This window comes from Desulfovibrio sp., from assembly GCA_016208105.1.
Taxonomy (GTDB): domain Bacteria; phylum Desulfobacterota; class Desulfovibrionia; order Desulfovibrionales; family Desulfovibrionaceae; genus Fundidesulfovibrio.
In genome coordinates this window covers 53,004-76,161 of the sequence record JACQYS010000003.1, presented here as the reverse complement: position 1 = coordinate 76,161, position 23,158 = coordinate 53,004, and the positions used below count along the sequence as shown (strand labels likewise).

Annotated in this window: 15 protein-coding genes; 3 read left to right on the top strand and 12 right to left on the bottom strand. The window is 61.7% G+C overall.

Annotated elements, in window-relative coordinates:
- Positions 1-4: 4 nt before the first annotated feature.
- The 4 genes from HY795_01890 to HY795_01875 form a co-directional block, all read right to left on the bottom strand.
- On the bottom strand, positions 5-901 hold the full coding sequence (locus tag HY795_01890; protein ID MBI4803967.1) for a delta(1)-pyrroline-2-carboxylate reductase family protein: 897 nt from the start codon (positions 899-901) through the stop codon (positions 5-7).
- A gap of 232 nt (positions 902-1,133) precedes the next feature.
- Entirely contained in the window at positions 1,134-4,205 is a 3,072-nt protein-coding gene (locus tag HY795_01885) for an efflux RND transporter permease subunit (protein MBI4803966.1), read from the bottom strand.
- Complete coding sequence (locus tag HY795_01880; protein ID MBI4803965.1) at positions 4,202-5,329, bottom strand: efflux RND transporter periplasmic adaptor subunit; 1,128 nt, start codon at positions 5,327-5,329, stop codon at positions 4,202-4,204. Before HY795_01880 ends, HY795_01885 begins: the two co-directional genes overlap by 4 nt.
- Positions 5,330-5,362: 33 nt before the next feature.
- The gene (locus HY795_01875; protein ID MBI4803964.1) at positions 5,363-5,839 is read right to left on the bottom strand and encodes a HyaD/HybD family hydrogenase maturation endopeptidase; all 477 of its coding nucleotides are present in this window, start codon (positions 5,837-5,839) and stop codon (positions 5,363-5,365) included.
- 285 nt (positions 5,840-6,124) lie between these two features.
- On the opposite strand from HY795_01875, the gene HY795_01870 reads away from it, so the two are divergent.
- Positions 6,125-7,423 carry a M23 family metallopeptidase gene (locus HY795_01870; protein ID MBI4803963.1) on the top strand — a complete coding sequence of 433 codons (1,299 nt, stop codon included), beginning with the start codon at positions 6,125-6,127 and terminating at the stop codon, positions 7,421-7,423.
- Positions 7,424-7,474: 51 nt separating this feature from the next.
- Here HY795_01870 and HY795_01865 read toward each other — a convergent pair whose 3' ends face one another.
- Entirely contained in the window at positions 7,475-8,665 is a 1,191-nt protein-coding gene (locus HY795_01865; GenBank protein ID MBI4803962.1) for a beta-lactamase family protein, read from the bottom strand.
- Between the two features lie 238 nt (positions 8,666-8,903).
- Here HY795_01865 and HY795_01860 point away from each other — a divergent pair, with 238 nt between their 5' ends.
- Positions 8,904-9,893, top strand: coding sequence for a zinc-dependent alcohol dehydrogenase family protein (locus HY795_01860; GenBank protein MBI4803961.1), 990 nt, complete (start codon positions 8,904-8,906; stop codon positions 9,891-9,893).
- A gap of 125 nt (positions 9,894-10,018) precedes the next feature.
- The gene (locus HY795_01855) at positions 10,019-10,414 is read left to right on the top strand and encodes a hypothetical protein (protein MBI4803960.1); all 396 of its coding nucleotides are present in this window, start codon (positions 10,019-10,021) and stop codon (positions 10,412-10,414) included.
- 88 nt (positions 10,415-10,502) lie between these two features.
- Here the strand turns inward: HY795_01855 and HY795_01850 are convergent, their stop codons facing one another.
- From HY795_01850 to HY795_01820, 7 genes are all read right to left on the bottom strand, one after another.
- On the bottom strand, positions 10,503-11,201 hold the full coding sequence (locus HY795_01850) for a YceI family protein (protein ID MBI4803959.1): 699 nt from the start codon (positions 11,199-11,201) through the stop codon (positions 10,503-10,505).
- Between the two features lie 9 nt (positions 11,202-11,210).
- Complete coding sequence (gene msrB, locus HY795_01845) at positions 11,211-12,323, bottom strand: peptide-methionine (R)-S-oxide reductase MsrB (protein ID MBI4803958.1); 1,113 nt, start codon at positions 12,321-12,323, stop codon at positions 11,211-11,213.
- Positions 12,324-12,371: 48 nt separating this feature from the next.
- Positions 12,372-12,623: a hypothetical protein gene (locus tag HY795_01840; protein MBI4803957.1), complete on the bottom strand. Its 252-nt coding sequence runs from the start codon at positions 12,621-12,623 to the stop codon at positions 12,372-12,374.
- A 164-nt stretch (positions 12,624-12,787) separates the two neighbouring features.
- The gene (locus HY795_01835) at positions 12,788-14,785 is read right to left on the bottom strand and encodes a YgiQ family radical SAM protein (GenBank protein ID MBI4803956.1); all 1,998 of its coding nucleotides are present in this window, start codon (positions 14,783-14,785) and stop codon (positions 12,788-12,790) included.
- 157 nt (positions 14,786-14,942) lie between these two features.
- On the bottom strand, positions 14,943-18,491 hold the full coding sequence (locus HY795_01830) for a phosphoenolpyruvate synthase (GenBank protein ID MBI4803955.1): 3,549 nt from the start codon (positions 18,489-18,491) through the stop codon (positions 14,943-14,945).
- Between the two features lie 101 nt (positions 18,492-18,592).
- On the bottom strand, positions 18,593-22,294 hold the full coding sequence (locus tag HY795_01825) for a pyruvate carboxylase (GenBank protein ID MBI4803954.1): 3,702 nt from the start codon (positions 22,292-22,294) through the stop codon (positions 18,593-18,595).
- A 37-nt stretch (positions 22,295-22,331) separates the two neighbouring features.
- The gene (locus HY795_01820) at positions 22,332-23,012 is read right to left on the bottom strand and encodes a hypothetical protein (GenBank protein ID MBI4803953.1); all 681 of its coding nucleotides are present in this window, start codon (positions 23,010-23,012) and stop codon (positions 22,332-22,334) included.
- Between the last annotated feature and the right edge of the window lie 146 nt (positions 23,013-23,158).

Genomic DNA, 23,158 nt, shown 5'->3' with positions numbered 1-23,158 from the left:
AAGTTTATCTAGGAAAAGCCAGCCTGGCCGCGGCCAAATCGAGAGCTGCGAAGCCGACGGCCTTGTAGAATACCGGCCCAGGCAATTCAAGCCGCTCCGGCACGAGTTCAAGAGGGGTCACTTCCTTCCATTCCACATCTGCCAGGATCAGATCCCCAGCCTCGGACCTGGCCGCATCCAGGTCGTCCACGAACAGTTGGCAGCGGCGCACCAGCTCAGCCGGTATTTCAGCCTGCTTGGGACTGAAAGATCCCACTGCCGCGATAAACGCGTCCTGGCGGACCTTTGCCGGAATCACCGGTACGGGGCTGGTGGTTGCGGTGACAATGAGCGGCGTTTTGTCCAACACCTCTTCCGGATGACCCACGCTCCACGCCACAAGACCCGCAGCGCGCAACCGATCAGCCAGGGCGTCGGCCGAGCCTCTCGAACGCGAGCACACGAACACCTCCCCCACTCCAAGGCCTGATGTAAATGCCAAGGCGTGCGACAGGGCCTGCACTCCGGCTCCCACCACCAGGAGCGGGCCATCGGTGTTCGGGGCCAAGCGCTCCGCAGCCAGAAGCGATGCCGCTGCGGTACGCCGGGCCGTTACCTCGGGGCCGTCCAGCACTCCAAGGCGCTCGCCGGTGTCCGCGCGCATCACCACCACCTCGCCCATGATGAGCGGCAGCCCCTTCTCTGAATTGCCGGGACACACCGTTATCAGCTTGGTCACGGCCAGATCCTGGTCAGCGGCGGGCATCAACAGCAACACTCCGCCATCCGGCAAAGGCATGCTTAAACGCGCCGGGGAGCATACGGCTCCACTGGCCTTGCCTGCCAGGACCTTGGCTATGGATTCGGAAAGGGGAACATAGGGCAGCATGGAGGCCGTGGCCGCCGCATCGAAAATACGCATCATGTGTTGCTCGCTAAAAGATTTCCGCTTCATTCACACCAGGCTGCCGGATACGAGATAGCAACCGTAGGGGGTTCCAAAGGGCCTGACAATTCCGCAGGACAGCGGAATTAGGCGCTGCTTGCAGCGCCCGCAGGGCGAGGGCCAGGACGGCCCGAGTCAACCCTTTGGCCGCCGGAGGCTTTTCACTACTGGTTAAAACGCCATGTCGGCTTAGAGAGATTGTCCTCACCTACTTTCCGTAGCGTTTTTTCATCCATCCCTGGAGTTCGTCCAGATAGGTGTACACCACCGGGGTCAGAAACAAGGTGACCACCTGGGATATGGCCAGGCCGCCGGCAACGGCCAACCCCAGCGGCTGGCGCGCCTCTCCGCCGGAGCCGTAGGCCATGGCGATGGGCAGGATGCCGGCAATGGCGGCCACGGTGGTCATCATGATGGGCCTGAAACGGGTGATGCAGCCCTCGAACACCGCGTCGTAGGCGGATTTTCCGCTCTTCTCGGATTCGATGGCGAAGTCGATGACCATGATGGCGTTCTTCTTCACGATGCCTATGAGCATGATGATGCCCACGAACCCGTAGAGGTCCAGCTCGCGCCCGAAGATCAGAAGCGTCAACAGACCTCCAAGGGCGGCCGACGGCAGGCCCGAGAGGATGGTGATGGGGTGCACGAAACTCTCGTAGAGCACTCCCAGAATGATATAGATGACCACGATGGCCAGAAGCAGCAGAAAAGGCACGCTGGCAGCGGACTCCCGGAAGGCGGTGGCCTGTCCCTCGAAGGTTTTGCTCACCTCCCCGGGAAGCTCCTTGGCTGCCAGGGCTTCGATGGCGGCCACGGCGTGGCTTAAGGAATAGCCAGGGGCGGTATTGAAGGAGATGGTGGCCGAGGTGAGCTGGCCGGTGTGGTTCACCGTGATGGGGCCAACGGTCTGCTCGATGGCCACCAGATTGTTCAGCTGGATCAGCTTGTCCTTGTTCTTGTCTTTGTTCTCTTCCAGGTCCGGCTGGACGTAAAGCTTGGAGAGAAGCTCAGGATCCAGCTGGAACTCCGGCTGAACCTCTATGACCACCCGGTAGGTGTCCGTGGTGGCGTAGATGTTCGATATCTGGCGCGCGCCATAGGCGGACCAGAGGGCCGTCTCAATGGCCTTGGCCGAGACACCGAGGCTGGCCGCCTTGTCCCTGTCGATGCGCAAAAGAACCTGGGGGCCGTCGATCTGCATGTCAGAGTTCACATCTCGTAATTCGGGCAATGCCCGCATCAGTCCTTCGAACTTCCTGGCGTGTTCGTAGAGTTTGTCCACTTCAGGCGAAAGAAGCGTGAACTGGTAAAGAGCGCGGGTGCTGCGCCCGCCGATCTGGATGGCTGGCGGGTTGAACATGAAAATGCGCAGATCGTTCACGCCAGAGACCTTCTGGCGAAGCTGGGCGAGCACGGTGTCGATATTGTCCTTTCGCTCGTGGGCTGGCTTTACCAAGGTGAAGAAGGCCGCATTGTTCATGGACGTGTTGGGTCCGCCAACTCCCACGATGCCCACCACTTTGTGCACGCTGGTGTTTTCCGCCACCAGTCCGGCAACGTTTAGGATGCGCTTCTTCATTGTTTCGAAGGAAGCGCTCTGCTCGGCCATGGCGTAGCCGAAAATAAAGCCAGAATCCGTGGTGGGAATAAAACCCGTGGGAACCTTGGTGAAGAGCCAGAGCGTCATCCCAAGTATGCCGAAGCTGGCCATGAGCGTGGCGAAACGGTGCTTCAGAAGATAACGCAGGCTTTTCTCGTAGGCCCGCTCCAGCGCGCCAAAGAAGCGGCCCGAATGCCCAACCGAGCCGTGGCGCAGAAACTGGCTGCACAGCATGGGCGTGAACGAGAGCGTCACAAAGCCCGAAACAAGAATGGCTATGGTTATGGTGACGGCCAGTTCGTTGAGGATTCTCCCGAGAATGCCCGCCATGAACATGATTGGCACGAACACCACGGCAAGGGACAAGGTCATGGAGACGATGGTGAAGCCGATCTGCCGGGCGCCCTCCAGGGAGGCCTGCATGGGAGGCTTGCCCATCTCCATGTGCCGGACGATGTTCTCCAGCATGACGATGGCGTCGTCCACGATGAAGCCCACGGCCAGGGTCAGGGCCATGAGCGAAAGGTTGTCCAGGGAAAACCCCATCTGCTTCATCACCGCGAAGGTGCCGATAAGGGCAGCAGGCAGGGCCAGGCTCGCTATCACCGTGGCGCGCAGGTTTTTCAAAAACAAGAACACCACCACGACCACCAGGGCCACGGCCAGGGCCATGGTGAGCTTCACGTCCTGAACCGACTCCCGGATGGTCTGGGAGCGGTCGTACATCACCTCGAACTCAATGGACTGCGGCAGCGTGGCCTGAATGGCAGGCAGCAGGGCCTTTATCTCGTCCACCAGTTTTATGGTGTTGGTGCCTGGCTGGCGGCGCACCGCGATGGTGAGCGATGGGTCTTGATTGTGGTAGGAGGCGTTCTTGTCGTTGATGGTTGAATCGATGGCGGTTCCAACGTCTGAGAGGCGGATGGGTTTTCCGGAGCGCCAGGCCACTATCTGGTTCAGGTAGTGCTTGGCATTCATCAGCATGCCCTTGGCCTTGATGGTGAAGAGCTTCATCTCGCCGTAGAGCGATCCGGTGGGCAGATTGACGTTCTGGGCCTGAACCGCGTCGGCCACCTGGTTGATGGAAAGGTTATAGGCGGCCAGCTTGTCCGGGTTCACCTGGATGCGCGGGGCGTAGGTCTGGTCGCCGTAAATGGCCACCTGGGCCACGCCGGCCACCATGGAGATGCGCTGGGACACGAAGGTCTTGGCGAAGTCGGTAAGCTTGTAGAGCGGCAATGTCTTGGATCGCATGCCGATATAGAGAACGGGCACGTCCGCCGGATTCACTTTCTGGTAGGTGGGCGGATTCGGCAGGTTGGGCGGCAGATAGCCTGACGCCGCCGAAATCGCTGTCTGCACGTCCGAACCAGCACCGTCCATGTTACGCGACAGTTCGAACTGCAAGACGATGGTGGACTGGCCCAGGGTGTTCACCGAGTTCATGGAGGTGATCCCGGCGATGGTGGAGAACTGTTTCTCCAAGGGCGTGGCCACTGAGGAGGCCATGGTCTCCGGGTCCGCACCGGGCAGGGACGCGCTGACCTGAATGGTGGGAAAATCGATGGCCGGCATCTCGGACACCGGCAAGGCGTTGTACGCCGTTATGCCCAGAAACATCAGGCCGAAGGTGATAAGCGCCGTGGCTATGGGGCGCTTGATAAACAGGTCGGTCATTTACCGGCCCCGGTCTGGGCTTCGGGCTGTCCGGTTCCGGGCTGGCGCACGGTGACTGGCCCGCCAGGGGCAACCCGGATGACGCCTTCGGTGATCACCGTTTCGCCGGGAGACACACCATCCAGGATCACCACCTCCTTCCTGCCCACGGTGCGACCGGTGGTCACTTTGCGCATCTCCGCAGTTGAATTCTGCGAAACCACGAACACGAAGGAGCCGTCCTGGCGGTTCATGACCGCGTCCGAGGGTATCACGGTCTGGTCCTTGTCCACGGCCAGAGTGGCGACGACGTTCACGAACTGGCCAGGCCACAAGGCCAGGGACTGATTCTCGAACTGGGCCTGGAGGCTTATCATGCCTGTCTGCTGATCGATGGCGTTGTCTATGGCGGTGAGAAAGCCTTTCTCCTTGAGGTCCTGTTCCTCCTTGGGCGGCTTGGCCGAGGCGGGGATAACCTCCTTGCCGTAATAGCGGCGTACCAGGGCCAGGTCCCCCTCGCTCACCGAGAAGCGCACCAGCACGGGCTGGATCTGGTTTATGGTGACCATGGTGGAGGTGTAGGCGCTCACCGTGTTGCCCGGCTTCACCTGCTGGTATCCGGTGACGCCGGTGACCGGAGAAAAGATGCTGCAATAATTGAGGTTGATGCGGGCTGTTTCCAGGGCGGCCTGGTCGGCCTTGACCTGCTGCCAGCCCGTGTCGAACGCGGTGAGCTTCTGTTCGTAATCGTCGACGCTCACCACTTCCTGGCGCACAAGGTCCTTGTAGCGCACGTAATCGCGTCCGGCCTGGACGGCCGTGGCCCAATCCCGGTCCAGGTTGCCCTTGGCCTGGCCAAGCGCCGCCACGAAAGGCTGGGAGTCGATGTTGGCCAGCAGCTGGCCCTCGCGCACCAGGGCCCCTTCCAGGAAGTGCAGTTTCTCCAGCTTGCCGGTGACCTGGGGCTGCACGGACACCGTGCGCATGGCGATCACATGGCCCACTCCGGCCACGGTGAGGGGGGCGTCCTTGCGTTCAACCTTGGCCACGCCGACCGCAACCGGCCTCAAGGCTGGAGCATCCTTTTTCTTCTCACAGCCCGGCAAGACGAGGACAGCCAGAACCAATGCCAGAATGATCTTCACGCGTTGGCCTCGGGAATAACGTTTTGCGCGCTATTACCCGTTTTGCACCACGCCGTCCAGGAGCGTACGTATTTCGCGGGTCGCAGCGTCCACAAGACGGGGCAAAGCTTCGGCAACGGCAGGGGTCAGGCCTTCGAACCAGCCAATCTCCCCGGGCTCCACGCCGAGAACCACCAGGCTGGGCCGCTGCCCGCCCAACACCTCGGCAAAGGTGAGCGAATCGAGCATGCCGAAGTCGTGCACGCCCACAGCCTGACGGCTGGCCTTGGCCAGATCGGCCTCGCCCAGCCGGTGAAGCTCTCCAGGCTTACCTCCGGCCTTCACGCAGTCAAGCACCACCAGCCAGGCGTAGTCCTGGTAGAGGTGGAAGAAGTCCTGGCTGAAAATGCCTCCGTCCAGGAATTCCACCCCCTCCGGCCATGAGCGCGATTCCAGCTCGCGCAGGGCGTACACGCCCACCCCTTCGTCGCCCAACAGCGTGTTTCCTATGCCCATGACGAGAATCTTCATGCAGCGGTGCTACCCGCGCCGGTCCGGTTTATCAAGCCGGGACCTTTATTCCCGGTGATCCCCACCTCCGTTTCCGGCTGACTCGCCCAGCATCTCTCCTACGCCAAGGCATACTCAAGCATCAGCCAGATCCACCGGCGAGGCACGAGCGCACAGCGACCCGGCAAGGGCCGAAGGAGAGGCCCTTAGAGCCGAGACCTCTTGCGCGTTCCCCCCCGCCACGTTACTAGGTCGAAACCCGCGCCGAACAGTGCGCAGCACCTTAAACAACCACTCCGGCACAGTATGGGCAAATTTCTCTCGTTTCTTCTTCTGCTGATCCTCGTCGGTCTTGGCATCGGCGCGTATTTCTTCACCAGAGACATGGCCGCCCCCGAAGTGGTCCTCTCGCCGGACAGGGCCGTCACCGGCAGCAAGCGCGAGTTCTTGGCCACGGCCAAGGACCCTGGCTCGGGAATCAAGACCCTCAAGGTGTCCGTGCTCCAGGCCCAGAAGGAAACTACCGTTATTTCAAAGAACTACGACGGGGCGCCGCGCGAAATCCAGGAGAAGTTCAGCCTGGACCAGGCCGGTCTGCGCGAAGGTCAATTCGACCTGGTGCTGGTCGTCACGGACAAGTCCGTGTTCAATTTCAGCGCGGGCAACACCACCCGCATCACCAAGACCATGACCCTGGACAACAGGGCTCCGGTGATAAGCGTTCTGTCCCAGGCGCATATCATCAAGCAGGGCGGAGCCTGCGGAGTGGTTTATCAGGTGAACAAGGATGTCGAGCGCTCAGGCGTCCAGGTGGGGGAGTACTTCTTCCCCGGCTATAAGCTCGATTCGGGCAACTACGCCTGCGTTTTTGTGTACCCCTGGAACATGGACCCCTCCAAGTTCCAGCCCAAGCTCTACGCCGAGGACTCGGCCGGAAACGAGCGGTCCATCACCTTCCGCTACCAGGCCAAGGCCACCAAGTTCAAACACGACACCATAAACGTTGGCGAGGAATTCCTTCAGTCCAAGATGCCCCAGTTCGAGGCCATGTATCCCGACATCAAGGACCCGGTGCAGCTCTACGTGAAGGTCAACCGCGACCTGCGCAAGGAAAACGTGGCCAAACTCCACGAGTTCGCCAAGAAGACCTCCCCCAAGATGCTCTGGGAGGGCCCCTTCCTGCGCATGCCGAACGCCGCGCCCAGGGCCGGATTCGGAGACGGGCGCACCTACAACTACAAGAACCAGCGCATCGACGAGGAGACCCACCTGGGAGTGGACCTGGCCTCTTTGGAAAACGCCCAGATTCCCGCGGCCAACGCGGGCAAGGTGATCTTCACGGGATTCTTCGGCATCTACGGCAACGCCGTGGTCATCGACCATGGGTGGGGCTTGCAGACCATCTACTCGCACTTGAGCCAGATAAGCGCCAAGGAAGGCGACGAGGTCAAGAGGGGAACCATCATCGGCAACACCGGGGCCACTGGCCTGGCTGCCGGCGATCACCTGCACTTCGGCGTCATCCTCCACGGCATCGAGGTTCAGCCCATCGAATGGTGGGACTCGCACTGGATAAAAGACAACATCACCAGCAAGTTCCAGTAACCGGCTTCAGGGGGCCCATGCGGCCCCCTTACTTCAAATGCCTCGTAGCCTTCAGTTCTTCGCCGCCACAGCGTATTTCGCGTACAGTTCCCGCATCAGGATGCCCATGGCTTCGTCGGCCTTTTCACCGCCGATGTTGGCGGCCATGACCACGGCCAGGTTCTTTTTCGTGTCCACCAAGACTTGCGCCAGGTTATAGGTGTTGGACCCACCGTGCTGCAGAAGCGGATGTGATACGGAATCAATCTTCACCACCCCCCAGCCGAAGCCGTATCCGCCCTTGATCTTCGGCGTGCCCGGCTTGGCGTCCTCCCTGGGTGTGAAGCCTATGACCGGCGTATGCAGCTTGCGCGCGGTTTTGGGGCTGACCAGGGCCGGACCGCGTTTTCCCTCCCCCGCGTTCCAGGAGGCCCAGCGGGCGAAGTCCAGAATCGACAGGTGCGCTATCCCGGCCGGCCCGATGATGGAAGGATTGTCGCAGTTGGGCCCTGCCAACAACGCCTGCGCCTTGCCGTCAATCATTATGTGCCCCAGGGGCGCGTCCACCTTGCCGAGAGAGGCCTGGCAACCAAGCCCGGCGGTGGAAAGGCCGAGGGGCGAAAAGATCCGCTCCACCATCAGCTCGTCCCAGGTTCTTCCTGCGGCCCGCTCGATCATGGCCCCGGCGATGACATAGCCCATGTTGGAATACTCGAAGCGTGCCCCCGGAGAAGAGGCGAGCGGCATTGTACTCCATGCCTCAACCACGAAACGGCGCATGGTGTCGAGATTTCCGCCCTGAAGCATCGCCTGTTTCCAGACCTCGCCGATGACCTCGTTGTCCGTGGGCAGGCCGCCCGAGTGCGACAGGAGCTGTTCCAGGGTGACTTTGGCGAATCCGGGGTCCATCCCGGGTGCGAATTCAGGAAAGACCGCGGCCGGGGTCGAATTCCAGCGCAGCGCCCCCTCCTCCACCAGCATGGCCGCGAGAAGAGCGGTCATGGCCTTGGTGTCCGAGCCGATGTGGAATCTGTCGTTCAATGTCACCGGGGCATCCGCCCCCATCCGGCGCGTACCCACCGCCCCGGCGGCAACTATCTCACCGTTTTTGACCACAGCGGCAGCCAGGGCCGGGAGGCCGTGGCTGGCGAGATACGGCCGCAGCATGGCGTCGAGCGAAGCCTGCGCCAAAACCGGTCCGGATGCGAGGGGCGAGGTTGAGCAGACCAGAACGAACAACAGGAGGCATCGGACTCTGTTCATGAAAAGACTCCTTTGGGGTGAACAGCGGATCGGGTGAGCACCGGAAGCCACCCGGCGGCGGTTCCCCCGGCCATCCGCCATAATGATGTACTCCGCTTAAGCCCCCTTGCGTCACCGGAAGGCGCATGACCTATCCCGCAAATGCTGGTATGCTTGGCTCATATAGTATCATCTCCTCCCCGGGCTGAACTCGCGGGGCATGGGTCTTGATACCCCATTTGCCTTAAGGAGAGAATCCATGAAAGCCATGCTCTTGCATACCTTTGGCGACAAGCCGGATTTCCGCCCGGCTGACATCCCAAAACCTTCGCTGAAACCCGGCCACATACTGGTGCGGGTGGCGGCCAGCAGCGTCAATCCCATCGACATTAAGATCCGCAAGCTGAAACCGGCCTTCGCACCCGCACTGCCCGCCATCCTTGGCATGGACATGGCCGGGGTGGTGGAGGCTGTGGGCGACGGAGTCCACCCATTCAAACCCGGGGATGAAGTATACGGCTGTCCGGGCGGCGTCGGGGATATTCCCGGCGCCCTGGCCGAATACATGCTGGCGGACGCCAGGCTCGTGGCAAAAAAGCCTCGGACCCTTTCCATGGTCGAGGCGGCCGCCCTCCCCCTGGTGACCATCACCGCTTGGGAAGCACTGTTCGACCGCTCCCGCGTGGCTCCGGGCCAGCATGTCCTGATTCACGGCGGAGCCGGAGGCGTGGGGCATGTGGCCGTGCAGCTGGCCAAGGCCCATGGCGCGCGCGTGGCCGCTACCGTGTCTTCTCCCGACAAGGCCGCGCTGGCCTCATCCTTCGGAACGGACGACATCATCAACTACCGTCAGGAGTCCGTGGACGAATACGTGGCCCGGCTTACGAACGACCGGGGGTTCGACGCCGTGTTCGACACCGTGGGCGGGACCACTCTGGAGACCTCGTTTACGGCCGTGCGCACAAAGGGCGTGGTGGCTTCCACCAACACCCGCTCCAGCCACGACCTTTCCCCGCTGCACGCAAAGGGTCTTACCCTGACCGTGGTGTTCATGCTCCTGCCGCTTTTAACCGGGGATGGCCGCGAGCGGCACGGAGACATACTCTCTCTGGCCGCGGACCTTGCTGACGCGGGCAAACTTCGCCCGCATCTGGCGGAAAAACGATTCATGCTGGATGAAATAGCCCAGGCGCACGACTACCTGGACAGCGGCCAGGCCGTGGGCAAGGTGGTGGTGGAGATTCGTTGACTGGGGATGCTCGTTAGGGCACAGAATAATGAGCTCATCCCCAACCGTTTTGTGCAAGGAGCACGGAAATGATTCGAATCCTTCTTACGGCAACGTTCCTGACTCTCTGCCTGAGCCTCCCGGCCATGGCCCAGACCTCCATGGCTCCACAGAAGCTGAACCAACAAGCCCAGGCAGCCGTACCCAATCTGGTTGGCACATGGGAGGCGGGGCCCTTCCATCTGCACCATAAAAGCACCGGCTTCATCAAGGCCGAAGGAGAAAAGACAGCCAGACTGGTGGTAACCGCGCAGGAAGGCCGCGTATTCCACGGCACGATTGAATGGGGTGGGAAGGCTCCGGGCAAGGACTCCTTCTCCGGCGTGATCGACAAGGACAACGTCAGCTTCTACCTGGCCGGACACGCCGAGGGTCTGCGCCTGGGCAAGATGGAAGGAGCGAACGCCTTCACTTTCTACTATGTGGTGCCGGGCGGTGCGAACCCCAGGGCTGGATATGTGGAGTACAAGCGGGTGAAGTAATAAAACAAGGGCCTCCGGATGACTCCCGGAGGCCCTTTCGCATGGCATAAAAAGCGTTTTGCCTCTTCAGGCAGCAGCGGAAGACAGCCTACCGCAGCATCTCCATATTCAAGATGATGTCCACGGTCTCGCCCAGCACCCCCATCTGCTGGAACTTGCCGTCCCCCACATGATAGTCGAGCATATTGATGGAAAATGTGGCTTCGAATCCCGCCACCTGCTTCCCCTTTTCCATGGGAGAAGGCTTCGTTCCCAGGAAGGTGAACGACAGCTCGATGCGCTTGGTCACGTCCTTTATGGTCAGATCGCCCTCGGCCACGTACTTGTTCTCACCCTTCTTCACGATCTTCTGACTGACGAACCACATGGCCGGATACTTGGCCACATCGAAAAAGTCCGGACTCCTCAAGTGCTCGTCGCGCTTCTGGATGCCGGTGTTCACGCTCTTTAAGTCCACGCTGACGTCTATGGAACCGGCCTCGGGGTTGGCCGGGTCAAACCGGACGGTCCCGGAGTAGACGTCGAAGCTTCCCGGCACCTTGGCCAAGATGTGCTTGACGAAAAAGACTATGGAGCAGTGCGCCGGGTCGAAGCTCCAGGACGCAATGGCTCCACCCTGGGCTGGCCGGACGTCGCCCTGTTCCGGGGTGTAGGTTTTGGCCACCTGGACCCCTTCCCCGCCGGCCAGTACGAGAGTGGGACCTGACAAAGCATCCCCTGACGCGGCCGCGGCCACTCCAGCCCAGGCAAGCACGAAAAGAATCAGCAATACCCTGCTCGTTCGCATGCGGCGTTCCTATTGAAACAGTTTGACGTACTGCCCGTAGCCCTCTTTTTCCAAGTCCTCGACAGGAATGAACTTAAGTGCCGCCGAATTCATGCAGTAGCGCAGGCCAGTGGGGGGGGGGCCGTCCTCGAATACGTGGCCCAGGTGCGAATCCGCGAATTTGGAACGTATCTCGGTACGCACGCTGAACAGCGTCCTGTCTTCCTTGGCCACGATGTTCCCGGGCACCAAAGGCCGGGTGAAGCTCGGCCAGCCCGTGCCGGAGTCGAACTTGTCCAGGGAGGAAAAGAGCGGCTCTCCGGAAACCACGTCCACATAGATGCCCTGGCGCTTGTTGTCGTTGTATTCGTTCTTGAAAGGCTGCTCGGTCCCCTCGTGCTGGGTCACCTTGTACTGCATGGGGCTGAGCGTTTTCTTGAGTTCGTCGTCGCTGGGCTTCTTGAAGGGCTTGGGCGGAGCGACAGGCTCGCTTGTGCTCTTGCTGGTCTCCGGCTTGTCTCCCCACGTCTTTTTCAGGAACTGGTCGCGGCCGGAGCCCCAGCGGTAGTAGTTGTAGCGCACCGGATTGTTACGGAAGTAATCCTGGTGGTAGTCCTCCGCTGGATAAAAGGACTGGAAAGGAAGGATCTCGGTAACTATTGCCTTGTTGCCGAACTTCCCGGACTTGGCCAGGCGTTCCTTGGACTCTTCGGCAACTTTGCGCTGTTCCTCGTCGTGGTAGAAGATGGCCGACCGGTACTGCTTGCCCCGGTCAACGAACTGCCCTCCGGCGTCGGTGGGGTCAATGTGTTGCCACAGATACTCCACCAGATCGGCGTAACTCACCTTCTTGGGATCGAAATACAGCTGGATGGACTCCAGATGGCCGGTGGCTCCGGCCGAGACATCCTGGTAGGTGGGGTTCTTCTCCTTGCCGCCGGAGTAGCCCGAGATCACGCGGGTGACCCCCTGGAGCTTCTCGAAGTCGGACTCGGTACACCAGAAGCAGCCCCCGGCGAATGTGGCCACGGCCTCGCCGGGCTTGGGACTTAATTCTTCCGCAGTCACCGCCATGGCTCCATCTCCAAGCGGCCAGACACATCCGGCCGCGATGAGGGTCAAAAACCAGCCTGTCGCGCGCATGAACATCCGTTACCACCGTCTTGGTTACTGGGTTGTAAAGCCTTAAGATTAGACCGCGATGGCGGTAGTCAAGCGGGTAGCCGGGGCGAACCCCCATCTTTTGGCTTCTTCCTCCTCCACCCAGGGCCTGGCCGCGTCATGCACGGAAACGATCCCATTATCATCCAGGAAGGTGAATCCACACCCCTCGTATCGCAAGATCGCGCCGAAATTTGTAATCATGCCCATATTCGGGGGGGTCATGCCGATTATTTCGCCTGTCTCGCCATCCAGAACGGGAAGAGTGAACAGTCCGAGCATGCCGTGCCTCCTTGTTGAGCGGTTGGATGACAAACGAACTTCGGAGTCTTATCGCCCGCATACCACTCTTTTCAGGAAAGGCAACGCAAAATGAGTCGGTTACGTGAGGATTTCGTTTTTCTTTGGCGAGAACAAAACAGCAGCAAGAAACAAGAGATGCGGGGCTATCTTCCCTTGGGACCGCGACGCTTCCCGCCGCGTCCCGCGATCCTCTTTGCGTCCTGGTCGGCCCTGCGCTTCTCGTCCTGGCCGGGTTCATGGGTCTTGCCAGGATGAGACGATCGTTTCGAGTCCTTACTGGACGGGCGTCGCCCATCCTGGCCAGACGCGTGCTTCGAGTCCTGATTCGACGTGTGTTTTCCGACCCGGTCCGGCCTGCGTCCTTCACGGGGGTGCGCTGGCGCAGGCCGGCTCGATCTGGCTGGCGCGGGCCGGCCCGGACGATTGTCCCTTTCCGGGGATAAGATGGCGTGCTGGCTCAGGCGCTCGGCATCGGTGGTTGCCACATGGAGCGGATTGCCCTCCAGGTCGGTTCCCGCGAAGTACATGGCCGCTGCAGCCGTTCCCGGAAGAGGGATGAAGCACTGCACCTGGCTCGGCTTCCAGCCTTTGGACTTAAGCCACCCGGCCAATTCACGCATGTCCTCCTGCGTGCAGCCGGGAAAGGCGCTCATGAGGTAGGGGACGATGTACTGCTCCTTGCCAGCCCTTGCGGATTCACGCTCGAAGAGCTCCGTGAACTGCTCAAACACCGCAAAGGAGGGTTTGCGCATGAGCCGCAGAATTCGCCCGCCCATGTGCTCGGGTGCCACCTTGGCCTGGCCTCCGGTGAACTCCCGGATCATCCTGCCAAGCGCCGCCTTGTCCGCCAGGCCCAGATCCATGCGCCAGCCGCTGGCCACGCGCACATGCTTGACCCCGGGTACTGCGCCCACATCCTCAAGCAGGTTGACGAAATCCTTCTGATCCACCCGGAAATGCTTGCATATCCTTGGAGTCAGACAGCTGGGGCGCTTGCATTCGGCCATCTCCCCCGCGCAGTATCCGCCCCACATATTGGCGCTGGGCCCGCCCACGTCGCTAATGCTTCCGGAAAATCCCTTCATCCCGGCCAGGCGTCCGGCCTCCTCCAGAACCGACTCGCGGCTGCGGGAGCGGATTTTTCTCCCCTGGTGCAGGGCCAGGGTGCAGAAGGAGCACCCGCCAGCGCAGCCCCGGTGGATGTTCAGGCTGCCCTTGATCATCTCCGTGGCCGGTATGGGCTGGGAATAGGACGGATGAGCCTTCCTGGAGAACGGCAAGGCATAGAGCTCGTCCAGTTCAGCCCCGTCAAGCCCCTCCCCTGGGGAGGTGATGAACACGTGGCGGTCGCCTGACTGCTGCACCGCGACCTGACGGTTCTGGTGAACATGGCGTTCGAGCAGAAGCGTCGCTTCAACGAGCAGCTTCGGGTCAGCCAGAATGGCTTCGTGGGAGGGCAGCTCCATGAGTTCCGCCCCCCCGGGGGCGTCCCCGGCTCTCCCGGCATATACCGCGCCCGGTATGCTGGAAAACACGCTTTTTACCTCACCACCCTCTTCGGCCAGCCGGTCAAGCGCTTCGGCCAGGGCAAGGACCGAGTGCTCGGCCATGCCGTAGAGCACAAGCGTGGCTTTGGCATCCAGCAGAATGGAGCGCCTGAGCGAGTCGGACCAGAAATCATAGTGGGAGATGCGCCGAAGGGACGCCTCGATGCCGCCCAGGACGACCGGCAAGCCGGGAAAGGCCCGGCGCGCCAGGTTGGTGTAGGCTATCGCGGCCCGGTTCGGCCGTTTTCCGGACAGGCCGCCGGGTGTGTAGGCGTCGTCGGAGCGTTTTTTGCGAAACGCCGTGTAATGGGACAACATGGAATCAAGCGATCCCGCAGTCACCCCGGCGAACAGGCGGGGGCGGCCCATGGCGGTCACGTCGTCCACTTCGTCCCAGCGCGGCTGGGCCACGATGCCGGTTTTGTAGCCGTGGCAAACCAGCCAGCGCCCAAGAAGCGGCGCGCCGAAGGACGGATGATCCACGTAGGCGTCGCCAGTGACGAGCAGGACGTCGAGCTCGTCCCAACCCAGCCGCTCCATCTCGGAACGGCTCATTGGGAGAAAATCGGGCTGGCTTATGGGCGTGCGGGGCATCGGCAGAGTATGGCCACTGGAAGGGGTTCCGTCCAGTGGCGCATTCAGACCCACGCAAAAAGGCGGCCTTCGGGCCGCCTTTTTGCTCTATTGGGATTCCAAAGGGGCGCTGCCCCTTTGGCCGCCGGAGGCTTTCCCCTCCAGCTAATCTTTACTTCTACCAGGTCTTCTTCCTCTGCGCTTCCATGGCCGTGGCCTGCTCTTCCCAGTCGCTGAAGCCGGCGTGGTAGAGGGCGTCGCCCACGGTCTTCTCCCAGTCCCAGGCGGCATAGATAACGGGCTTATGGAAAGCCGCGCGGAACTTCTCCAGCTCCTGACGGTAGAAGCCCTCCTTGGGGGTGTCCAGGTGGTCGCGCAGCTGGGTGCACAGCCTGGTCAGTTCGCCCTCGTACCATTCGTCGAGATCCTTGGACGACTTGTACTTCTTCAGGATGTGCTCGTACTTGTGAGCCTTCAAGAGCTCGTGCAGCCTGTTCAGGTGCTGCTCGGAGAGCCAGCCGCCAAGCCTGGACACAGGGATGTTCAAGGCCTCCACGGCGGCCACGTCGAACTTGGTCTGGTAGTAGGTGTCGGGCACCACCGAGGCGCTCACGATGCCCGCGATGGACACCAGGCCGCGCAGGATGAGGCTGTTGGACACGCCCTGGCCGCAGAAGCCCACTTTCTTGCCCATCTTCTGTCCGGTGAAGATGGTCACCAGGATGGCCCAGACCACGGCCGGGTCCTCTTCGTCGTAGATGTGCTTCAGGCTCGGGTTGTCGCGGTCGGTGGCCAGCACCATCTGGGTCATGTCGTTGGAGCCGATGGAGAAGCCGTCGAACTCCGCGATGAACTCCTTGGCCAGAATGGCGTTGGAGGGGATTTCGCTCATGAGGTGGATCTTCAGGCCGTCCTCGCCGGAGCGCATCTTGTGCACGCGAGACAGGTAGCGGCGCGTGCTGCGGGCTTCCTCCAGGGTGCGCACGAAGGGCAGCATCATCTGGAGGTTCTTGCCGCCGAACACTCCCCGGGCGAGCTTGAAGGACTCGATCTCCCAGTCGTGGATGTTGCGGGAAACGCCGCGGTAACCCAGCATCGGGTTGTCCTCGAAGGATTCGAAGAGCATGCCGCCGACAAGGTTGCGGTACTCGTTGGATTTGAAGTCAGTGGTGCGGTAGATGATGGGCCTGCCGTAGAAAGCCATGGCGAAAAGCGCCAGGTTCTGGGCCAGGGTCTGGACGTAGAGTTCCTTGCCGGTGCGGTAGCCGCGCGAACGCAGCTGCTTGGAGATGCGGCCGGGCAGGGTGCGGACCTCTTCCATGTCGCGCTGGATGCCCACCTGGCGGGCGATCTCGGCGCGCATCTGGCTGATCTTCTCCAGCGTCTCGATGATGAAGGGTTCCTTGGCCACGGCCTGGGCTCGCTCGCCCACGTGGGCCTTGACCTCCATGCGGCGCTTCACGGCGTCGGCATGGGTCGCGGTGTCGCTTAATTCTTCCCAGTAGCCCATGATGACGGCCACGTGGTCTTCCAGGCTGGTGGACGTTTTGAGCACGTCCAGGCGCCTGGTGGCGTTGCCCAGGTATTCGTCGAGCTTCTTGTCCAGCTCGCGCAGGCGGCGGTGGATGGCCAGCACTTCGTCGGTGCCGCGCGCGCCCTCGCGTTCTGTAAGGTTTTCAAGTTCCTTGGCCAGACCGGTGACCAGCCCGACGTATTGTCTGAGCTTCAAGTCCAGGGTGATATAGCCCGCGGCCATCTGCTCCTTGATGACCTTGGTCAGGCGGCGGTCGTATTCCTGGAGCTTTTTGTCGACAAGCTGATTCAATGTGCCCTGGTCATAGGCTTCAAGCGCCATGGGGTGCACGCCGATGTTGCCCAGCATGAACTCGGCGCGCAGAAGGCCAACTTCGAAGTCCTGCACCGAGCGCAGGCGGGACAGGAACAGGGCCTGGCCCACGTCGGCCAGGATGAGGCCGATCTTGGTCTTGGTGGCGGGGAGTTTCGAGAGGTCCATCTCGCCGCCCACGGCGACCAGGGGCAACAGCCCCCGGTAGGCCACGCCGCGCGAGCCGTCCACGGTGACTTCCTGGCCGTCCAGGGAGCGCAGCAGTTCAGCGCGCTGGATGCCGATGACCGCCGGGATGCCGAGTTCGCGCGAGGTGATGGCCGCGTGCGAAGTGTCTCCGCCTACGTCGGCCAAAATGGCCGAGGCCACGCGCATGCCAGGCACCATGTCCGGATCGGTGCGGTCAGCGGCCAGAATGTCGCCCTTGTTGATCTTGTTGAGCTCCAAGGCCGAGCGCAGGAAGCGCACGGTGCCCTGCCCGGCGCCTCGGGAGGCGCCGTTGCCTTCAAGGATCACCTCGGCCCGGGACAGTGCATTCTTGTCCACTTCCATGCGGCGCATGAAGATGGTGTCCGGGTGCTGCTCGAACTCCTCGTTCCAGCGGGTCTCGGGCCTGGCCTGCACGAACCAGAGCCGTTCGGACTGGTCGATGCAGAACTCGGTGTCCATGATCATGCCGCCGTACGCCTTGGAGATGGCGCGCACGCCCCTGGCCACTTCCTCGGCCTGGGCCAGGGACAAAGCCCAGCGGTAGGCCTCGAGCTCGTCCACGGGCACGATCTTGGTGCCGCCACGCTCGTCGTAAATGATCTTGTTGTCCTTGAAGCCCATGAAGCGGATGACCACCTCGCGGGAGTCCTCGCTCTGGAACACGAAGAGCTTGTCCGGGGTGACCATGCCACCCACAACGGCTTCGCCCAGGCCGTAGGAACAGTCGATGGAGACCAGATCCCTGCGGTCGGTTCCCCGGCAGCCGGTGGCGGTGTCCGCGGAAAAGGCCGTCCCCGAGATCACGGGGTTGATCATGCGCATGATGCACACCGAGAGCGAGGTGTTCTCGATGGCCCATTCCTGCTTGGCCTGTTCGGCTATCGTGTCGTCGCCGGTGCGTTCGGCCAGGGAGACCGCGTCCAGGATGGCCTCGCGGCGATAGGTCATGGAACGCAGGTTGTAGGCCGAGGAGCAGTCCCACTGGTAGGCTTCCACCACGCGGTCGTCGCCCACGATGTTCAAGTAGGTGTCCTGAAGTCCGGCAAAGGCCTTCTTGCGGGAATCTTCTCCAGCCGCGGAGGAGCGCACAGCCACGGGCACGTCTTCGAGTCCGGCGTCGCGGCAGATGTCCTGATAGGCGCTGCGAACTGCCTCGGCTACTTCTTCGGGCAATTCGACGCAGAGGATGGCCACTTGCACCAAAACGCTACGCTTGCGAAGCTGGTCGATGCCTTCCGGGGAGGTGGCGAAACCCTCGACCACGTTGTTCACGAAGGTCCGAAGCTTTATGAGCGTGGCCTTTTCGGCAGCGGTGGCTTTCACCTCCTGCGCCAGGGTGCGAACGAAGTGCTTGAGGAATTCCGGGTCTTTGTTGACCTCTTCGCTGGTCCAGTCGACGCGGTTATATTCGTGGTCCACGGTCTGGCGGATGAGAGCCGCATTGACCTTGGTCTCATCGAGAAGCTTATGGAAAGCGATGGAGGAAACCGCCCTGAACTGAGGAGCGCGGATGCCAGGAACCTGGCTTATGATGGCGGTGTTATAGTTCTTGCCCCCCACCAGAAGCTCGGACTCCTCGCCGATAACGGAGATATCGGCTCCGGTGAGGATGAGCTTCTTGGTCAAGTCTTTTTTCTCCTTGGTGGGAGCTTTAGGAGCGGCTTTAGCCATTCGAGTCCTCCTTAGGAATGTCCAAACAGCGTCGTACGCGACGCCAACCTCATGATCTACGAGCTATCAGACGCGGGAACCGGCGAGCAAGTTAAACCCGGTTAATCCGTGTACTCCATTCCATGCCCGCACCAGGGGCAATAGTGGAAGTCCTCGGTGGCCAGGGGCTCTTTGCAACCGGGGCACACCTTGCTCACGGGCATGAGTTCCACAAGCAGTTCGCCCTCTTTCACCGGGACCATCTTCTTGTCCTCAAAGTAGTCGGCGTTTTTCAGCACACGCTTCACCACGCCTTCCACCTGGGACAGAACGGACTTCTCCTGCTTCATCACCGAGATGTTGAACACCTCTTGTCCGGGCTTCAAGAAGTCGCCTGGGCTCACGTGCATGACCCAGAGGTCGCCGTTGCACGGGGCCGATATGTGATAGGGGTTCGAGGGATCGGCCATGGCCACTTCCTGGCCGGTCTGGCCGCCCACGGCTTCGGCCACCTTGACCTGATGCGACAGGATTTCCGAGTCCAACACGTAGCGCACCACGCTCATGCCCTGGTGGTCCGGGGCGGAGATGTCGAGCAGGGTGAAGGTGTGCGGCTTGCCGCGCGAGTCCTCGAAGAACACTTCCTGGCCAGGCTCCAGGCCCTCGAACCACACGTCCAAGGGCAGGCGGTTGGGGTCGCCGTACTTGGTCTTGAACTCGATGGTCTTGAGCGCATCGCCAGGATGGTTCAGATACATCACGAATTCCTCGCCTGTTGGTTCGCGCTGCAAACGCTTGGCCAGGGATTCGAACTCGGCCGAGAGGTCCATGTCCTTGAGCGAAGCCAGGGGAGATTCCGTGGTGCGCTGCTCAATGGCGGTCTTCCACTCCGCTCCGAAAGCGGACTCGTAGACCCAGTCCGGCGGCCACCCCAAGGGCAGCTTGCCGTACTTGCCCAGAAGCAGCTGGCGGAAGGCGTCGTTGGCGTCCGCATAGAGCATGAGCCGGTCCGCCTTGCAGGCCTGGGTGATGCACTCGTCCTGGTGCTGGCTGGTTGCGTCGAGCACTTCCAGCATGTCGCGCACCGCGCGTTCGCCGCCGCGCTTGTATGCGCCGGTAACGGCCAGAAACGCGGTATTCCAGGTTATCTGCGAGCCCGGGGTCACGTCGTGGTAGCGCACGATGCGCCGGGTGCCCGCCAGGAACTTGAGCATGTAGGGCAACAGGTGGATGTACCCCTGTTTGAGGGCTCCTTCCTGGCTCGAGCTGGTGGCCCCGCCGGGCATGCCGTGCTCCACCACGTCGTAGTCGATGCCTTGGAAGTAAGGAGCGGTATAGCGGTCGTAGTAGGGCATGATCTGCTTGAGCGCGAAGCCGCAGGTGCGGATCATCTCCTTGTTCAGGTGGGTTTTGAGCCCCAGTTCGTCCTCGATGTAGGCGGCCTGGGAGAGCACCTCGCCCTGGCCGTACCAGCGAACTGCCGCGCCGATGGCCACATCCACGATGTGCGCCCCGGCCTTGGCCGCCGCGCCCACAGCGGGAACGAACAGGCCGTCGGTGTAGTGGCGGTGATAGTCGATCACCAGATCGGGATACTTGGCGCGGATGGCGCTCACCACCGCGGAGACGAAACGCGGCGGACACATGCCCGCCATGTCCTTCAGGCAGAGGATGATGATCTTGGAGACCTTCTTCTTGGAAACCCCGGCCACCTTGGCGCACATCTCCAGGATGTCCTCAAGCACGCCCATGTAATGCGGCACGTCGAAGCCCTTGGCCCACGAGAGCGAGATGGAGGGCTGGAAGATGTTGCCCTTGGAGTTGAGCGCCACCTCCGCGAAGGGGAGCATGTTCTCTATGTGGTTCAAGAAGTCGAAGCAGCGGATGATGTCGTAGTGTTCGCAGATCATCTCGCCGGTCAGGCGCATGAGGTTCTTGGGCTGCGGCTTGTATCCAAGCACGTTGGTGGAGCGGATGAGCAGTTGCTTGCAGGTTTTGGGCGCGAAGCAGTTCCACTGTTCGGCCTCGGTGAACGGGTAGGTCATGTTGGCCATCATGGCCACGTGGAAGTGCGCCCCGCCGCCGTTCTCCAGGGAAAGGAACCCGCAGTTGTCCAGGTAGGGCCCTATGAGGGCGTCCTCGGCCAGGCGGAAGCGGTTGCCGGAGTTGGACTGGGTGATGTCGCGGGTGGTGGTGTCCACGAAGTGCACGATTCCCGAATCGCGGATCTGGTCCAGAAGGGCCTGGCGGTCTCCGCGCGGGTACGGGGCGTTCCAGGATTTGTGGTCCAGGATGGGCATGGCCGGGTTGAAGCGGCCGACGCGCTTGTCCTGGCGGCCGCGGTATTCGCCCAGCTGCACGTGGGGGTTGTAGCCCTTGGCCGAAATTTCGGCCGTGAGCCGGGCAAGGCGGAAGGCCTCTGGCTCCACGTCGCGGTATTCGAGCAGGTCGGGAGCGGTGGCGATGAAGTTGGTGTCGTAGTCGCCGGAACGGAAACGGGCGTTTTTCACCACCTGCAGATGGAAGGGAATGGTGGTTTTCACCCCGCCCACGATGTATTCGCGCAGAGCCCGGTCCATGGTGCCGAGCACCTTCTCCCAGGAGCGGCCGTAGGTCATGAGCAGCGCGCCCGCTGAATCATACTGGGAGGGGAATTCGTAGCCCGCGGAGATGCACGAGTCCAGGCGGACGCCGGGACCGCCGGGAGAGATGTAGCGGGTGATGAGCCCGGCGTTGGGGGTGAACCCGGCGCGCGGGTCCTCGCAGTTGATGCGCACCTGCAAGGCCCAGTTGTAGGGCTTGGTGTTGTTCTTGGTGTAGCGGAGCTTGGCCCCGAAGGCCACGGCGATCTGCTCCTCCACCAGGTCGATGCCGTAGCGGCATTCGGTGATCCCGTGTTCCACCTGGAGCCGGGTGTTCACCTCGATCAGGTAGGGAGTGCCGTCGGGCTCCACCAGGAACTCGACCGTGGCCAGCGAGTAGTAGCCCACGCTCTTGATGAGCTTTTCGGACCAGTCCTTGAGCTTTTCGCGAAGCTCAGTGGTCATCCCTTTCCAAGGCGACGGGGTGATCTCCACGAGCTTCTGGTGGTTTCGCTGCACGGTGCAGTCGCGCTCGTCCAGGGCCAGCACGTTGCCGTGCTTGTCGGCGATGACCTGAATCTCAATATGGCGCACGCTGCGCAGGTACTTCTCAACGTAGAGACGGGGATTGCCGAAGCTGGCCAGGGCCAGGGCCGAGGCCTTGGAGAAAGCCTCCTCCAGCTGTTTGGGCTCGTGCACCACGTAGATGCCGCGCCCGCCACCGCCGCCTTCGGCCTTGAGCATGATGGGGAAAGTGATGTGGCTTGCGATCTCGCGCGCCTCGGGAACGCTTACCGCGCCTTCGGACCCGGGCACCACGGGGATTCCGAGTTCCTTGGCCACGTTGCGAACAGCGACCTTGTTGCCCAAAAGGTTCATGGCCTCGGAGGTGGGGCCGACGAACACTATCCCGGCTTCGGCGCATTTTTTGGGGAAAGCGTGATCCTCGGAGGCGAACCCCCAGCCCGGGTGAATGGCGGAGATGCGCTGGGCCTTGGCCTCGCGGATGATGAGGTCCAGATCCAGATAGGCTCTGGGGTCCTCGCCCAGAAGGATGAGTTCGTGCGCCCCGGCCACGGACGGGGAGGTCATGTCCACCTTGGTGGCGGTGAGCACAGGTACGGCCTGGAAGCGTTCACGAATGGAACGAAGCACTCGCCGGGCGGTTATGCCCCGGTTTGCGACGAGTATCTTTTTGCCCTGAATTTCTTTGAGAACGTCCTGAAAGGTCTTAACGGCCATGAGGGTATACCTAACCTGAATGCTTTTACGGGGGGTTTTAAGCCCGCCAGATGCTGCCGGAGGTGAGAAGCCGCTCGTCCGATTTACCTGCTGGCCTGACCCGGAGCGCCCCGTCCGGGGCAAGCCCGAGAACACGCGCGGGCCAGGGGGTCTCACCACCCTCCCGGACCAAGACCTCCTGGCCGAGCCAGCACAGATGCGGCTCGATCAAAGACGTCACGCTACGGGGTGGGCCCTGGGTAAGACTCGTTTGATAACATATTCGCATAAAATCCACAAGTTCGAGCCACAATCCCAAAGGTGTGGACGCAAGGCCCAAGGACCGCAAATCCCCAGCAGGCACGGCGTGTTCTTCGCGCAGAAGTGCTGGGGCGGGAGCAACCGCCAGGTTGATCCCGATACCGGCCAGGAGCACGCCGCGCCGCTCCTCCACCAGAACGCCGCCCACCTTGACCCCGCTCACCAGGATGTCGTTGGGCCATTTGATGCGGACCTCCGCCTTCTTTCCCAGGAAAAAACCCGCCAGGCAGTATCCGACAATCAAAGGCAACAGGCTGTCGAAGTCCGGCTCCACCGGAGGCAGAACAAGCGTCGCATAGAGATTTCCGGGGGGAGAATGCCACTGGCGGCGCAGCTGCCCGCGCCCGGACCACTGGGATACCGCAAGCACCGAATCCCAGGGTTCGATCATGCCATTTTCGGCCAACGGACGGGCCACGTCCAAACTCGACGAGCACGGTCCGCAAACAACGGTTCTGCCTCTGGCCTTCCCGCCCGAAATCCACCACGTCTCCTGCTCGCAGGCGGAGCACCACGGGACCGAAACCTCTTGCCAAGGTCCGAGTCTACGCGCATCTTCGCTCC

Coding starts and splice junctions, on each gene's coding strand:
- HY795_01890 (MBI4803967.1), bottom strand. CDS start 901: ATGCGTATTTTCGATGCGGCGGCCACGGCCTCCATGCTGCCCTATGTT.
- HY795_01885 (MBI4803966.1), bottom strand. CDS start 4,205: ATGACCGACCTGTTTATCAAGCGCCCCATAGCCACGGCGCTTATCACC.
- HY795_01875 (MBI4803964.1), bottom strand. CDS start 5,839: ATGAAGATTCTCGTCATGGGCATAGGAAACACGCTGTTGGGCGACGAA.
- HY795_01870 (MBI4803963.1), top strand. CDS start 6,125: ATGGGCAAATTTCTCTCGTTTCTTCTTCTGCTGATCCTCGTCGGTCTT.
- HY795_01865 (MBI4803962.1), bottom strand. CDS start 8,665: ATGAACAGAGTCCGATGCCTCCTGTTGTTCGTTCTGGTCTGCTCAACC.
- HY795_01860 (MBI4803961.1), top strand. CDS start 8,904: ATGAAAGCCATGCTCTTGCATACCTTTGGCGACAAGCCGGATTTCCGC.
- HY795_01855 (MBI4803960.1), top strand. CDS start 10,019: ATGGCCCAGACCTCCATGGCTCCACAGAAGCTGAACCAACAAGCCCAG.
- HY795_01850 (MBI4803959.1), bottom strand. CDS start 11,201: ATGCGAACGAGCAGGGTATTGCTGATTCTTTTCGTGCTTGCCTGGGCT.
- msrB (MBI4803958.1), bottom strand. CDS start 12,323: ATGCGCGCGACAGGCTGGTTTTTGACCCTCATCGCGGCCGGATGTGTC.
- HY795_01840 (MBI4803957.1), bottom strand. CDS start 12,623: ATGCTCGGACTGTTCACTCTTCCCGTTCTGGATGGCGAGACAGGCGAA.
- HY795_01835 (MBI4803956.1), bottom strand. CDS start 14,785: ATGCCCCGCACGCCCATAAGCCAGCCCGATTTTCTCCCAATGAGCCGT.
- HY795_01830 (MBI4803955.1), bottom strand. CDS start 18,491: ATGGCTAAAGCCGCTCCTAAAGCTCCCACCAAGGAGAAAAAAGACTTG.
- HY795_01825 (MBI4803954.1), bottom strand. CDS start 22,294: ATGGCCGTTAAGACCTTTCAGGACGTTCTCAAAGAAATTCAGGGCAAA.